The sequence below is a fragment of the Neolewinella antarctica genome (genome assembly GCF_011927835.1).
GTDB lineage: Bacteria > Bacteroidota > Bacteroidia > Chitinophagales > Saprospiraceae > Neolewinella > Neolewinella antarctica.
In genome coordinates, this window is sequence record NZ_JAATJH010000001.1 from 314,400 (window position 1) to 329,014 (window position 14,615).

Annotated in this window: 14 protein-coding genes; 9 read left to right on the forward strand and 5 right to left on the reverse strand. The window is 56.3% G+C overall.

Going from position 1 to position 14,615, the window contains the following annotated elements; genetic code table 11:
* Nucleotides 1-26: 26 nt before the first annotated feature.
* Complete coding sequence (locus tag GGR27_RS01295) at nt 27-1,046, forward strand: threonine aldolase family protein (RefSeq protein WP_168035590.1); 1,020 nt, start codon at nt 27-29, stop codon at nt 1,044-1,046.
* On the opposite strand, the gene GGR27_RS01300 is transcribed toward GGR27_RS01295, so the two are convergent.
* The 5 genes from GGR27_RS01300 to GGR27_RS01320 form a co-directional block, all read right to left on the reverse strand.
* Nucleotides 1,043-1,762: a hypothetical protein gene (locus tag GGR27_RS01300; RefSeq protein ID WP_168035591.1), complete on the reverse strand. Its 720-nt coding sequence runs from the start codon at nt 1,760-1,762 to the stop codon at nt 1,043-1,045. The two genes, GGR27_RS01295 and GGR27_RS01300, sit on opposite strands and share 4 nt — an antisense overlap.
* A gap of 97 nt (nt 1,763-1,859) precedes the next feature.
* Nucleotides 1,860-3,494, reverse strand: a complete 1,635-nt coding sequence (locus GGR27_RS01305) for a CotH kinase family protein (RefSeq protein WP_168035592.1) — start codon at nt 3,492-3,494, stop codon at nt 1,860-1,862.
* Between the two features lie 275 nt (nt 3,495-3,769).
* A complete protein-coding gene (locus GGR27_RS01310; protein ID WP_168035593.1) occupies nt 3,770-4,387 on the reverse strand; it encodes a GDSL-type esterase/lipase family protein in 618 nt (205 codons plus the stop codon).
* A 102-nt stretch (nt 4,388-4,489) separates the two neighbouring features.
* Nucleotides 4,490-5,524, reverse strand: a complete 1,035-nt coding sequence (hemE, locus tag GGR27_RS01315; protein WP_168035594.1) for a uroporphyrinogen decarboxylase — start codon at nt 5,522-5,524, stop codon at nt 4,490-4,492.
* Nucleotides 5,525-5,760: 236 nt separating this feature from the next.
* Nucleotides 5,761-7,395 (reverse strand): acyl-CoA carboxylase subunit beta, encoded by a 1,635-nt coding sequence (locus tag GGR27_RS01320; protein ID WP_168035595.1) that lies wholly within the window; start codon nt 7,393-7,395, stop codon nt 5,761-5,763.
* A gap of 119 nt (nt 7,396-7,514) precedes the next feature.
* Here GGR27_RS01320 and GGR27_RS01325 point away from each other — a divergent pair, with 119 nt between their 5' ends.
* The 8 genes from GGR27_RS01325 to GGR27_RS01360 all read left to right on the forward strand — a co-directional run bounded on the left by GGR27_RS01325 (nt 7,515) and on the right by GGR27_RS01360 (nt 14,609).
* On the forward strand, nt 7,515-7,742 hold the full coding sequence (locus GGR27_RS01325) for a hypothetical protein (RefSeq protein ID WP_168035596.1): 228 nt from the start codon (nt 7,515-7,517) through the stop codon (nt 7,740-7,742).
* Nucleotides 7,743-8,439: 697 nt separating this feature from the next.
* The gene (locus GGR27_RS01330; protein WP_168035597.1) at nt 8,440-8,853 is read left to right on the forward strand and encodes a P27 family phage terminase small subunit; all 414 of its coding nucleotides are present in this window, start codon (nt 8,440-8,442) and stop codon (nt 8,851-8,853) included.
* On the forward strand, nt 8,853-10,535 hold the full coding sequence (locus GGR27_RS01335; protein WP_168035598.1) for a terminase large subunit: 1,683 nt from the start codon (nt 8,853-8,855) through the stop codon (nt 10,533-10,535). The genes GGR27_RS01330 and GGR27_RS01335 overlap by 1 nt, the downstream gene beginning before the upstream one ends.
* Nucleotides 10,532-10,798 (forward strand): hypothetical protein, encoded by a 267-nt coding sequence (locus GGR27_RS01340; RefSeq protein WP_168035599.1) that lies wholly within the window; start codon nt 10,532-10,534, stop codon nt 10,796-10,798. The genes GGR27_RS01335 and GGR27_RS01340 overlap by 4 nt, the downstream gene beginning before the upstream one ends.
* A 70-nt stretch (nt 10,799-10,868) precedes the next feature.
* The gene (locus GGR27_RS01345) at nt 10,869-12,137 is read left to right on the forward strand and encodes a phage portal protein (protein WP_168035600.1); all 1,269 of its coding nucleotides are present in this window, start codon (nt 10,869-10,871) and stop codon (nt 12,135-12,137) included.
* Complete coding sequence (locus GGR27_RS01350; protein WP_168035601.1) at nt 12,130-12,732, forward strand: HK97 family phage prohead protease; 603 nt, start codon at nt 12,130-12,132, stop codon at nt 12,730-12,732. The genes GGR27_RS01345 and GGR27_RS01350 overlap by 8 nt, the downstream gene beginning before the upstream one ends.
* Nucleotides 12,733-12,745: 13 nt before the next feature.
* Nucleotides 12,746-14,101 carry a phage major capsid protein gene (locus GGR27_RS01355; protein WP_168035602.1) on the forward strand — a complete coding sequence of 452 codons (1,356 nt, stop codon included), beginning with the start codon at nt 12,746-12,748 and terminating at the stop codon, nt 14,099-14,101.
* 67 nt (nt 14,102-14,168) lie between these two features.
* The gene (locus tag GGR27_RS01360; RefSeq protein WP_168035603.1) at nt 14,169-14,609 is read left to right on the forward strand and encodes a hypothetical protein; all 441 of its coding nucleotides are present in this window, start codon (nt 14,169-14,171) and stop codon (nt 14,607-14,609) included.
* Nucleotides 14,610-14,615 lie beyond the last annotated feature (6 nt).

A 14,615-nucleotide genomic window follows, 5' to 3' on the forward strand; every position in this document is an offset into this window, starting at 1 on the left:
TTCCCGACCCGTCACCTAGCTTACTTATGACCGTTAATTTAACCTCCGACACCGTCACTAAACCAACCGCCGGCATGCTGCAAGCCATGTTTGCCGCCGAGGTGGGCGACGACGTTTTCCGACAGGACCCAACCGTCAACCGCCTCGAAGCCACGGCCGCCGAACGTTTCGGAATGGAGGCGGCGCTTTTCTGCCCCTCCGGTACGATGACCAACCAGCTGGCCATTAAGTGCCATACCCAGCCGCTCGACGAGGTGATCTGTGAGGAAAAGAGCCACATCTACCAGTACGAGGCCGGCGTCTACGCCCTGCTTTCGGGCGTCAGCGTCAATCTGGTACGCGGCAACCGGGGGAAGATTCAGCCGGGGCAGGTAAGTGCCGCCGTGAAGGGGCGGCAGGATTGGCTCCCGGTGTCTAAACTGGTAGTGTTGGAGAATACCTGCAACAAGGGCGGTGGTTCCATCTACCGACTGCACGAGGCGCAGGCAATCATTACCGAGGCGCGCGCCGCTGGCCTCTCCGTACACCTCGACGGCGCACGCCTGTTCAACGCGCTGGTCGAAACCGGTGACGGGGCAACGGACTGGGGGGCGGCGTTCGACACCGTGAGTTTGTGCCTCAGCAAAGGTTTGGGCGCTCCCGTTGGCAGCTTGCTGATGGGGCCAAAGGATTTACTGCAAAAAGCACGTCGCTACCGGAAGGCGATCGGTGGTGGGATGCGGCAGGCCGGGTATCTGGCCGCCGCTGGTCTCTACGCGCTCGAGCACCACGTCGATCGGCTGAAGGACGACAACGCGCGGGCGCGTCGGCTCGGCGAAACGGTGGCCCGGTTGCCCTACGTCGCAGCGGTCGAACCGGTAGAATCAAACTTGTGTATTTTTCACCTCGCGGGTACCCAGACGGCGGAAGTATTTCTTGATAAATTGTCCGATAAAGGCATTCACGGCATTCCGTTCGGCCCCCAGACGATTCGCCTGACCACCCACCTCGACGTCTCGGACGAGCAAATCGATTACACCATCAGGGTTCTGGAAGAACTCGCTTAGTCGTACTGAATCGCGTGGGTAAGCTTGTCGAGAAGCTGTTGGTGCCGGCCCATATCGAGCACGGTATCCCGTAAGTTACTGTCAACGACCACGGTGATTTCGGTTTTTCCCAGGGGTTTCGGGGTGACCCACACGAGTACCTTTTCTCCAAATCGCGCCTGAGAATTACCCGTGGTTACGCCCACGATTTGCCCCCCGTCGCGGTCGCCACGCTCGATGGCTACGTTGAATCGGCGCAGTGTCTGCGTGCATTTGTGGTACGTCGCACCGTAGGATTTACCTACGGTGACGGTCGCTTGCTTTACACTAGGTGAACCCACGTAAATAACCTTTTCGTGGAACCCCTTGTCGCTGGTTGTCGCGTCCGGGCTGGCTTGTTTCTCTTTTTCGCGTTCGAGGAAATCATCGTCCAGGTCACGACCGATAATGTCGGCTAAAGACCTTGGCTTGTCGTTGATTTCGAACTGGCTGAGGATCAGCTGTAAAGCCTTCACTAAATCGTCGTTTTCCCGACGACGGTCCGTGGGGGTGTGGTCGGCTTTTCTGACGTTATTAAAGTGTTCGTTCCTTCCCCGCAATTTGGCGAGTTGCAGACTCAAATTTTCTTGGCGCGGACGCGGGAGCAAAGTGACGTGGGGCGCAAGCCGTTCGATGGCGGGCCCAATGCGGAACGCGGAGAGAAGTTCGTGGATGTCGGCTTTTTCCTGGGTAGTCATGTCAGCTAAGGTAGGCTTAGCTTGGCAATCCGGAAAGGACTGCGGATCACGGTACCGTCGACCCCAGTCGAAAGTAAAGTAACGTAACACGCCCGGGTCACCGAATGAATACGGTGGTGGCGTTTTCTCCCATCTTTACGTAGTATGTCCCCGGCGGAAGGTGCGATAAATCGATGGTGGAACGCAGCCCGGCCAGGCCACTGTACAGGCGCTGACCCTTGAGGTCGTATACCTGAAATACGGGAGAGATATCACCGGCCTGCTGCTCGATGGCGATTATGCCGTTGGAAGGGTTAGGAAAGACCTGCAGTGTACTGTTCGTAGAACTACCGTCGATTTTAGCCGCTAGCGCACACACAAAATTGTCCATAAAGTCAAGTCGTTTTACCAACCAGTCTTCGGTGTAGGCCAGGGTTTCCACGTTGACGCTTGCCGTTTTTGGCCAGGCCATTTTTTCCCGCCCGGCGGTACCGCTGCGGATCAACAGATCCACTGCCGTGGTCAGCTTACCGGCGATGTTTTTTACCGAGTACACGCCTGAGTTGCGCAGCTCACCATAGCGAGCGCAGAGCAGGTCGTTGAACCCACCGGCGTTCAACTGGGTGAGCCGCCGGTACAGTGCGTTGCCGTACCAGAAGTCCGTCGCGGCGATTCTGTCGCCCCGGGGCGAGTTGCCGAAGCTGCCGTCGAGATCCCACGGGAGGTGAAAGTAGGGTGAGTCCCGGTCGTAGCGAGCCGTGAAGAGGTTGCGGCTGGCGTTATCCGCCATCCCGAGTAAATTGATGAAGAGTAAGAAATCCGCGGCGTTGTCCAGGTCGAAACGCTCCGCGATTCCGGCGGTAAATTCCGCATCGCTCGTCTCGGTTACGAACTGGTGGAACGCGTAGAGATTCCCCCAGTCGATAATTTCGTCAGCCTTGGGGTGTTTAAGTTCGTAGCCCGACCAGTTTTCGCTGGCGTAATCGGGTAGGGGAGGGTTATCACCGAAGTCGGTGCCCAGTTGGTCGTCTTCCCCCTTGTAAAGTTCACCGCGGATGACGCCGTCGCGCGTTTTTTTCAGCCTCAGTTGTTTACGATCAATCTGTTCGCTCAGCAAGTACAGGCCTGCGTAAGTGTTATTTAGGAAAACTTCGACCAGTTCAACGCCGGGCCCGGGCTGGGCGCGGGGTTCCTGGTTGGCGTAAGCGAGGCGGTGCTGTTCGAGCCAAAGTTTGTGCCCTACGAAGGCGTTCACGCGCAGGGGCTCATTGTACAGGGCATCGAGAATCCAGTCGTCATCATTCCGGAGCTCGCCGAACTGCACGTCGTCGTTAAATTCCAGGTCGAGCGACTTTTTCGATAACTCCAGGCTGAAACCGCCGCGGTACTCGACGCCGCCGCTCGCCCGGAAAGTCTGGTCGTTATCGCTGTACGTTACCTGGACGCCCACTTTAGGTTCGTCACCGATTGCCTCATTAGTAGTCAGGGTAAAGAGTGGCAATTCGGTAAACTGTAGCGCGTAAATTATTTCACCGCGCGCCACGTTGTACGAGTGCTTGGGTGACTTAGCGTCCACCGGCTCGTGCATGATGAAGCGCTGGTCGTTCAGTTTCAATTCCGTTACCCCGCGTAAGTCAGAGGCCGAGCCCCGTAGGAGAATAAGTTTGCGCTCGTCGTCTACCCCGTATTCGCCCGCTACCGGTACGTACACCTGACCCCATACCGCGCTGGTGAGCAGTAGCAATAATAGCAAGCCGAAATGAGGTGGATTTATTTTCACGATTTAGGCGTTAGGTGGACCGGTCTCAATCGACCGTAACGGGAACTGACAGTGGAACCGCTGGCCACGTTGACCGTCAGATCCGTACGTCCGGCCATCAATCTTTTCCTGGACGGTAGGATCTCCGTTCGAATAAGCTAACGTTCTTAGTGGTCGATACGTCCGCTACGCGCCTTCGTTTCTGCCTGAATTAACGTCTCAATACAATATGCGTCGGTTACCATTCACTTCCGGTATTGACAGACCCATCACCCTTTAAGCAGTGTTGACACAAGATTTAGCAGTACTTCCTCGACCCACCTGCGGTACTGAAGTCCGCTGGGGTGCAGACCGTCGCTAGCTACCAGGGCTGGCTCACGAATTCCACCTCTGGAAATGACGATGATGTCACAAAAAATAATTCCAGCTCGCGTGGCAATGGCTGCGGCGGCAGCATTAAAGACACCCACGGCCTCACTAATGGATGGTTGCCCCCCGCCCGTCGGGGTAAACGCGTAATCTGGAATCGACACAACGAATACCTTGCTTGCATCCCCACCCGCAAGCTGCAGGGCTTTGCCCAGGATGTCCGCAAATTCTACTTTAAAGTCGGCTAAAGTCAGTCCGTCATACTGGTTGTTCACACCAATTTGTACGGAGACCAAGTCGTAGGCGGGGAGTAGATCACTTTCTTTAATACCCGCCAGCAGATCACCCGTCGTCCATCCCTTTTCCGCAACGATGGTAAGGGAGGTATCCTCCGGCGCGGTGGGCAGAATGCCCCCGTTCGTCAGCCGGTTCAGCAGTTGTCGTGGCCAGCATTCAGTAGTTGCGACGTCCGTACCAATCGTGTAACTGTCACCGAGTGCTAGGTAATTGATGGGCATGGGTTCGGGGCTACTGATTTAGGCGGCAAAATGCGTGTTGCTCGCGCAACGCCGTGTGGCCTTGGTTTGAATTGCCAAAGATGAAAACCGTCTGATTTTACCTCAACCGTAGCGGTAATTCTTCACCGTGTTGACAAAAGTTTTCACGCCATCGAGGGGCGTATCCGGATAGACGCCGTGGCCGAGGTTAGCGATGTGGTGGGGGCCGAACTTGTCGAGCATGGCGAGGGTCGCCCGTTCTACTTCCGGGAGGGGAGCGTAGAGTTGGACCGGGTCAAGATTGCCCTGCAGTACTTTTCCTTGCACCTGCGACCGCGCCAAAACGGGGTCCGCGATCCAGTCGAGTTGCACGACATTGCAGGCTAACTTTCCGATCGACGGAATGGCGTGGCGAGCATCTTTGGCAAACACGGTGATGGGGACGGCGTCGCCCAGTTCATCAATAATCAGCTTGAGGTACCGCAACGCAAACGCCTCGTAGTGAGCGGGGGGGAGCACACCGGCCCAGCTATCGAATAACTGAATTAAATCAGCACCGTGGCTAATTTTCCCCTTCAGGTAAGCCGCCGTTGCCAGCGCGATCCGCTCCATCAGCAGGTGACTTAATTCCGGCTCCCGGTAGAGCATCGCCCGCGCTTTGCTGAAAGTCTTCGAGCCGCCGCCTTCGACCATGTAGGCGAAGATCGTCCAGGGGGCACCGGCGAAACCGATCAGCGGAACACGGTTGTTCAGCAATTTTTTGGTCGCGTCGAGTGCGTCGTACACGTACCCCAGGTGCTCCGGTGCCGCGTCGGCCGGCCGCAATTTTTTGAAGTCGGCCATGGACTTGATGACCTCGGGAAACCGGGGGCCGACCTTCTCGATCATGTTGTAGGGAAGGCCCAGTGCCTCGGGGATCACCAAAATATCGCTGAAAATGATCGCCGCGTCCACGCCGAGTTCGTCGACGGGTTGGACGGTTACTTCCGCGGCCAGATCGGGGGTGGTCACCAGTTCGATGAAGCCACTGAGCTGGGCACGCAGCGCGCGGTACTGCGGCAGGATGCGCCCGGCTTGTCGCATTAGCCAGACGGGTGGGCGCTCGGTCAATTCGCCACGGGCGGCACGTAGGAAAAGGTCGTTGTCGTATTTATTCACACCGCGAAGGTAGCACGGGAACTTGCCCGTCCGTAACGGTTATACTTTATTGATCTAATTGTTACAATCCGACGCCGGGAGGTAGGTAATTAATCTGGCTCCTTTTGCCCCAATTCTTGGCATCCCGCGACCGCGCATAAACGAAACTACCCACCGGGCTGAGCCGTCGGTGGGTAGTTGCTAAGGCACGGTTAGTCTAAAGCATGCTTAAAATTATACCTTTCCCATTACTGAGGCTAGGTCTGCAGCACACCCATCTTAAACTCGCCGACCGGTGCGTAAGAAGCCGCTTCGATGCCGGCCGAAATCCAACTGCGCGTGGCGCGCGGATCGATGATCTCGTCCACCCAGAGCCGGGCCGCCGCGTAGTAGGGGCTAGCCTGGTCGGTGTAGCGCTCGGTAATTTTCTTGAGCAATTCATCTTCGTCGGCCTGAGAAACGACTTCTCCCTTTTTCTTCTGACTACTTACCTGAATTTGCAACAAGACTTTTGCCGCCTGTGAACCACCCATGACGGCCAGGCGCGCGGTGGGCCAGGAAAGCATCAGGCGCGGGTCGTAGGCGCGGCCACACATGGCGTAGTTGCCGGCCCCGTAACTATTTCCGCAGACGATGCTGAACTTAGGGACCACGCTATTGGCCATCGCGTTTACCATTTTTGCCCCGTCCTTAATGATGCCGCCTTGCTCGGAACGGCTCCCAACCATGAAGCCGGACACGTCGTGGAGAAACACCAGCGGGATCTTTTTCTGGTTGCAAATCATGATAAACCGAGCGGCTTTATCCGCTGAATCAGAGTAGATTACGCCGCCGAATTGCATCTCTCCTTTACCACTTTTGACGACTTCTCGGTTATTGGCAATAATGCCAACACTCCAACCTTCGATTCGTGCGTAGCCGCACAGTAGCGTCTGTCCGTACTCTTCCTTGAACTCCGTGAATTGCCCCCCGTCCGCGATGCGGTTGATGAGGTCGCGCCCCTTGTAAGGCTTGGCCCGGTCTTCTGGCAGCACCTGCAGGATTCCGTTGTCGCCACCCGGGGCGGGTTCCGCCGCGGTCCGGTTAAATGCCGTCACCGGCTCGTCCGGCATGCGGCCGACTAGGTCACGGATCTTGAGCAGGCAGTCGGTGTCGTCGACGCATTTGTAATCGATCACGCCGCTCAGGGACGAGTGCATGTTGGCGCCGCCGAGGTCTTCGGCGTCGACCTTTTCGCCGATGGCCGCACGGACGAGGTAAGGTCCGGCCAGAAAGATGCTGCCGGTTCCTTCCACGATCAGGCTTTCGTCCGACATGATCGGTAGGTAAGCGCCGCCGGCGACGCAACTGCCCATTACGGCCGCGATCTGGGGGACGCCCATGGCGCTCATGTGGGCGTTGTTACGGAAAATGCGCCCGAAGTGTTCCTTGTCCGGGAAGATTTGGTCCTGAAGGGGGAGGAAGACGCCGGCGCTGTCCACTAGATAAATGATCGGCACGCGGTTTTCCATCGCAATTTCTTGCGCGCGCAAGTTTTTTCTGCCGGTAATGGGGAACCACGCGCCGGCCTTGACGGTGGCGTCGTTAGCTACGATTACGCACAACCGTCCCTGGACGCGGCCGTAGCCCGTCACGACGCCACCCGCCGGGCAGCCGCCGTACTCTTCGTACATGTCGAAGCCGGCGAAAGCGCCGAATTCCAGGAATTCTGTCTCCTCATCGATGAGGGCGTCGACGCGTTCGCGGGCGGTCATCTTCCCCTTTTCGTGTTGTTTGACGATGCCTCGTTTGCCGCCACCGAGGTGGATTTTTTCCAGGCGGTGTTTTAGGCGGGAGACCATCAGGAGCATGTGGTCTTCATTTTCCGCGGCGGCTTGTTGTTCTTTTGTCATGGTCGGTTAGGTTTTGGTTGGTATTGGGCTGTGGCCGAAAAGTACGACATTAGTGGCGAGCTAAAAGGCTCCTTACGGGTTAACTATGCAATTAGCTTATTTACTAAACGGGTTTTCTTATGAGTGCTTCCACTATCGGCCTGATTCTCGAAATCGTCCTGTTTGCCGCCGGCGTTTACCTGTACCTATTTGCGCGGGGTGCCATTAAATTTAGTAATGCGGAGGCGAAGGCACGCACTACCGAATTCCGGGAAGAAAACAAGACCTGGATGCGGTTGCTCGGCTTAGCGCTGGCGGCGGTGATGGCAATCAACATCGTCGTGCACCTCACGGAGCTGATCGGTTAAAGTCGTGTCTAACGATTGATGATCAGGTTGGCAGGAATAGAAACACATCCATGAAACGAAGAAAGCCCCGCCACAACGAAGTGACGGGGCCTCGACTAACCCTCATGGTGGTACCCGGAACACAGCCAAGATAGAACCACCACCCACCTAAGAACCTTCACCGCCTTCTACCAATCAGTAGAGCACCTAATCCCTGCCGCCTAATGCCACACCTCCCACGCCCCAAGCGATACAGGTACCAGCGCCCCAAGCAGTCAGGTACTGCCAGTGGCCGCGCCGTACACAAGACTAACAGGTGGAAGACTGTGAGTGCTAACTACCGAGCGCGTTACCCTTTCTGTGAGTACTCATTGAAGGTGCTTGGTGAGGACGTACCCGCTGACCATACCGATCACATCGTAAGCATAGCCATGGGTGGCGATCACTTCGCCGATGCTAACCTCATGTCACTCACCAAGGAAGTGCACGGTCGTAAGTCTGCGCGCGAAGCTATCGGCTACCGTCCCGAGTGTAGGGTACTGGAGAGTGGTAAGTGTGCTCCCTACGATCGAGATCAAGTACTCCAAGACTTGCGCCCTCCGCCCCTCGCCTTCGACCCTACCGGGGGGAGGGGTCGAGCCTGACGGCACTCGCCCCACGATACCCGCCCCAGCCCCTCCCTTTTACAAGGGCAAATTTTATCAAAAAAAGTGAACGGATGCCCACCCCCCGAAAACCAAAAGCAAAACGCGCCTCCACCCCCACGCTCCCCAGCTACCTGAAAGAGGACAGCGACGCCACCAAGGTCTTCCGCCAGACCGTGAAATATTTGAAGGAGGCCGGCGACCTGAACAAGGTGGACACCGAGGCAATCGCTGCCTACTCAAAAGCCGCGTCTGAGGTAAAGCGCTTCGACGAATTTCTATATGACAGGGGCTACACCACGATCGACAAAAACGGATCGGAGCGCCGCCGTCCTCAGGTCATTATGCGCAAGGACGCCAGTGACCGGCTAATCCAGTACGCCAAAATGCTCGGTATCGATCGGCACTTCCGAGAGAAGGGTAGGGAGAAAGCTACTAGCCTTGGTAAGCCCATGGACAAGTTCGCAAGACTTAGAAAAGTCGGTTGATGCCAGACGTGCCGGGTTGGGCCCGGTATATGACGAAGGTGTTGGACGGTGAGCGTAAAGCTGGCCGCCGGGAACGCTTGTGCGTGGAGCGTTGCGTCCGACTCGCCAACAAAGAAGAATACTATTTCGACTTCGACGAAGCGGAGCGGGTGATCGAGATCGTCGGTTTGTTCCGCCACACTAAGGGTACCTACGCTGGCGAGATATTCGAGATGATGGACTGGCAGGAATTCTTCCTCGTCATGATTTTCGCTCTTAAGAAAGTTAAGAACGACCTGCGCGTCTTTCGAAAATCCATTTTGTGTGTCTCGAAGAAAAATGGTAAAACCGAGTTCGCCGCAGCCATCGCTAACATCTTCACTTTCTTCGATGATGAGGAAGGGGCGGAATGTTACAGCGCCGCCAATAAATACGACCAAGCCGAATTCAGTTGGATCGCCGCCAAAAAGATGATGACCTACGCCGCCCGCGAAAGCGAATGGGTTAACCAAACGCTGAAGGTCTACGATAGTACCGTCCGCCGGTCGATCATCAATACCGAATCGGATAGTTGGTTCAAACCCATGGCCGCCGACGCGAAAACCATGGATGGGGTAAACCCTCACCTCTGTATCGTAGATGAGTACCACGAAGCAAAGGACAGCGCCATCCCCGACAACATGGAATCGGGAATGGTATCGCGCGAGCAACCCATGTTACTCATTACCACCACGCGCGGCTTCAATATCAACGGACCCCTGTGGCGATTCGAAAAGAGTTGCGACCACATACTGGAGGGCACAGTAGAAAACGACGACATCCTACCCCTCATTTTCTGCCTCGACGACGACGACGATTGGGAAGACGAAAGCCTGTGGGAAAAAGCAAACCCCGGGCTAGGACGCACCCCCACCATGTCCGGCCTGCAAACAGAATTCCGCAAAGCCCAAACCGAAGGTGCTCTCAAAGAAATCTCTTTCAAAACGAAGAACCTCAACATTTGGACATCGGTAGCCAGTCGCTGGGTGAAGGACAAAGACTACATGTCCGGCGCCAGCGATTGGAAGCCCGAAGACGTCGAAGGCTTGCTGTGTTTCGGCGGTTTGGATCTAGCGAAGACCCGGGACATCACCTGCGCCGCTTACCTCTTCCCCCCGCAGGCCGGTTTCGATCGGTTTCGGGTGCTCATGCGCCACTACGTACCGGAAGAAAACGCGCAGGAACGGAGCCGCAAAGACCTAGTCCCTTACTTGGACTGGGCGGAGGAAGGGTGGATCACCACCACCCCCGGAAACGTAGCCGATTACGACCATATCCTAGCCGGAATCATCGCGGACAGTAAATATTTTAACCTCCGGGGCATGTCCTACGACCCCTGGAACGCCGCCCACCTCGCCACCCAAGCGCACGAATCGGGCATACTGATGAGCGAATTTGCCCAACGCGCCAGCAAATTCAGCGAGCCCATCCACTACATGCTCAAAGCGATCCTCAAAGGAGAACTCGACCACCGTAACGACCCCGTCCTCCGGTGGATGTTCGGCAACATCGTCACCTACACGGATGGAAACGGCAACGTGAAATTCGACAAGGGAAAGAGCCGCGAAAAGATCGACGGTGCCGTCGCTCTGGCCATGGCATTCGGGGAATACCTCAATTACAAACTAGTAGAATCACCAGACTTCGGAATAAATTGGCAATGACAAAAACACTCAACAAACAACAACGCGCCGCGGTCAAAGAACTCGTAGCCTACTCAATTACCCTTCTTACCGGGGATCAATATTACCGGGAGTACTACGAACTATGCGGTAATAACTCCCCAGCGGAGTCTTTCCACATGATCGAGGCAAAGCTCATCGAGTTGTGCGGGCAAAATCGGTTTTCGGAGTACGACAACTTCCGCAAGAGCCGTACGCGCTACGTAGAGCGAATTATGCGGATTAAGCGCTCAAACGTCCGCTAAACCTTCCCGGAAGCACATAAGGGACGCCTGCCCCGCTGTTTTCCGGCCGGTTTACTGGTCTTTTGTGCCAGTGACCGCTCAATTCTCCTCCATACGCAGCTCGGGACGCCCTGGATTACTCCAGCGGGCGAAGGGTTGGTTCGGTAAAAGCACGTCTTACCGCTCGGATCAGCGCACCATCGAGGGCAAGGCCCCCGCTAGTAGCTGGGAAATGTTCCTCCAGTCGTGGGGAATTGGCGATACCGTCTTGACCGCAAAGACCGCGCAGGCCATTCCCGCCTACGATCGAGCTATCGACATCGTCGCCACGCAGATTGCGAGCATGCCGATCGGTGTTTTCGAGCGCGGCAAGGAAGGGAAAACGGATGAAGCCGTCGACAACCCCCTCCACCACTTGCTGTCTAGCCGGCCGCACCCACTTTACAACACGTTCGACTTCCGCACGGCCATCATCCGTAATTTGATGCTGCACGGGAATTGCTACGTGCTGCCCCACTACCGATCCGGAGAGCCTTACGAACTGGAGATCATCACCGACGGCCACCCCGACATTGTCGAGGTCCGCGGTAAATACTTCTACCGTTTTTACGGTCGCAAACCCATTCCCGCCGAATCTCTGCTACACTTCAAGCTTAAAAGCAAGGATGGCATTTTTGGTCAGGATCCTATCGTCGTCTTTCAGGATACTTTGAAGCGTGCCCTGGCGGAAATCAAAATGGCGTGGGTTGTCTACGACAACGGCGGGCAGGTTTCCGGCCTACTGGTGCCGGACCAACCCATGAATAAAGAGCAAGCCGCGCAGGCGATGAGTGCCTGGACTAAAAACAACACCGGCCGCGACAAGGCCGGTAAAGTCGGCATGCTTCCATTCGGATTCAAGTTCGTACGGCTCGGTGGCACCATGGACGAAAGCCGCCTCAACGAAAGTCGCCTCCAGACAATCGGCGATATCTCCAATATCACCGGCGTCCACCCCATCATGCTCGGTAACCTGGAAGCCGCCACGTTTTCCAACGTGGAAGAACTTAACCGGGTGTTGGTCCAATTCACGCTTCGCGTCTACGTCAAGATTCTTGAAAAGGAGTTCAACACGAAGCTGTTTAGCCGGAAGGATCAGGGCAAAATGTTCGTCCGGATCAACCTCGATGGTCTCCTCCGTGGCGACACTAACGCCCGCGCCGACTTGTACCTCAAACTCTTCCAGACACGCGCCATCAACCCCAACGAAATCCGCGCCCTGGAAAACATGAACCCCTACGAAGGTGGTGAGAAATTCGGTATGTCCCTAGCCAGTAACGTGAAGTCAGATTCCACCAAAAAGCAACCTGCCGATGCCTAAACAAAAGCACAACGTCGACCAGGAAGTCCGGTCGCTGGAAATCGAGTTCCGCACCGCCGAATCTAGCCGGCGCGTGGAAGGTTACGCCGCCTTGTTCGGCGTCCCCACCGATATGGGTTGGTACACCGAAGTGATCGCCCGCACCGCTTTCGACAACGCCGACCTGAGCGACGTCCGGTGCCTGTTCAACCACAACGCGGATAACATTCTGGCGCGATCGATCAACAAGACGCTCACCCTTACCATCGACGATAAAGGTCTGAAGTATGGCTTCGATATGCCAAATACCAACATCGGTAACGACCTGTTTGAAAATATCCGGCTCGGTAACATCTCGCAATCATCCTACGCTTTCGTCGTCAAAAAACAGACGTGGACTGAAGAGTCCGAGGAGATGGATTTGCGCACCATAGAAGAATTCGAGATCGTCTACGACGTCTCCCCGGTCACCTACCCGGCCAACTCAAACACCGACGTCGCCCTGCGCAGCAAACCCACGAAGGGCGAAGAAAAACCTACTCCACCTGCCGGATTCTCCGATGAGGTCCGCCAGTCCATCACCTACGTAAACACGCTGCTGAAAGCGGCCACCTAAACACCCTTTTGCCATGACTAAAAGTCAAGAACTTCGCAAAGAAATCCAGACCCGTAGCCAAAAGCTCAGCGCCATTCACGTGAAGCTGGCCAACGAAGGCCGGTCCACCTTCACCGACGAAGAATCCAAGCAGGCGAAAGCACTGCAGGCGGAAATCGAGGATTTGGACGAGCGCGCCACCAGCCTCGAATTCGTCGAAGCCCGTGACGCCGCCGACGCCTCCAAGGAGACCAAGCCCGTCGCTATCGCTGGTGGCAATGAAGCCAGCAAAAGCGAGGAACGCGAAATGGAGAAAATCGTGCGTGAATTCAGCTTTACTCGTGGTCTCGGTATGGAGCTGCGCAAAGAAAAGCTCGACGGCCTGGAAAAGGAGATGCGGGACGCCGCGATCAGTGAGGCCGCTGGATTTGGTGGTAAGATTGAAGGTATTGCCGTTCCCGCATCCTTCATGGCCGCTTCCAAGCGTGCCAGCATCGTCGGTAATCAGGCCAGCGCCGGGGTAACTGTGGCCACCGACCTAAGTGCCGACCTTATTGACAGCAACCGGCCCAAGCCGCGTATCGTCGAGTTAGGGGCCCGAGTCATCGAAGGGCTTACCGCCAACCTGGAAATGGTCCGCGTGACCGGCCATATGATTTCCAAGTGGAAAGGTGAGATCGAAACCGCTGACGAGACCACGCCCACCTTCGGTAAGATCGAAATGAGCCCGAAGCGCCTGACGGCCTACACCGAAGCCAGCAAACAATTGCTGATTCAGAGCAACACCCCGGCCGACTACGAAGCCTTCCTGCGTCGCGATTTGCTGAAGGCCGACGAACTCGCCCTCGACAAAGCCGCCCTCACTGGCAGCGGAGTGGGAAGTATTCCTCGGGGAATCCTAAACACCGCTGGCATCAATCTAGTCCAACTCGGTGCTAATGGTGCCGTCATCACCCGCCCGAAAATCGTGGCCATGCTGCGGGCAATGGGCGTTGCCGACGTGAGCCTGGATAACCTCGCCTTCCTGACCAACCCCGAGGTCATGGCGGAACTGATGGTTACGACTATCGCACAGGGTTCCGACCGATACCTGCTCGAAAGCGCTAAGGGCGGAACCCTGATGGGCTACCCCATCAAGTTCTCCACGCAGGTTCCCAATAAGGGCGAGAAGGGTACCTCCGGCGAAACGCTCAGCTCCATGATCTTCGGTGACTTTAGCGAAGTCATCATCGGCGGCTGGGGTGGCCGCGATGTCATCCTTGATCCTTTTACTAAGGCGCTCGAAGGAATGGTCCGGATCGTGAGCAACAGCTACAAAGACGTAGTTGTCCGCCGCCCCCAGTCGTTCTCCGCGGTCATCGACATCAACACCGAAGCCACCGCGGCTTAAACCACACCCAACAACTTACCCGCGCTTTCCTGGCGCGGGTAAGTTCTAACCAGCTCAACCCCGTACCATGAAAGTTCTACTTATTGCCCCTGCCGTCGGCCCGCCCTTCAACATTTCCGCCGCCGTCGATACGGTGGTCGAAGTGTCCGAAGAAAAGGGCAAACTACTGATCAAATCAGGGTTGGGCGTCGACAACGCCGACTTAACCGGTAAGAAGGCCGAAAAAGCCATCAACGCCAAGGTCGCAGTGGCCGAAAAAGCAGTGATGAAGGTGGTGGAAACCATCGACAATATACCCGACGCCGCGCCGAAGGTGGCCAATAACACCGCCCCCGTCCCGCCCGTCATTGCTACGTCCGTCCCTGACCGTACTAAGGAGGTGCCTACCACCGAGGAATTGGTGGAGGGCGCGGCCGCAGGTGCCGAGGAAGCCGCTAAAGCAGCAAAGCCGGTCAAAAAGACCACCACAAAAAAGACTACCGCGACGGCGAAAGCCAAAGCTAAGTAACCGACC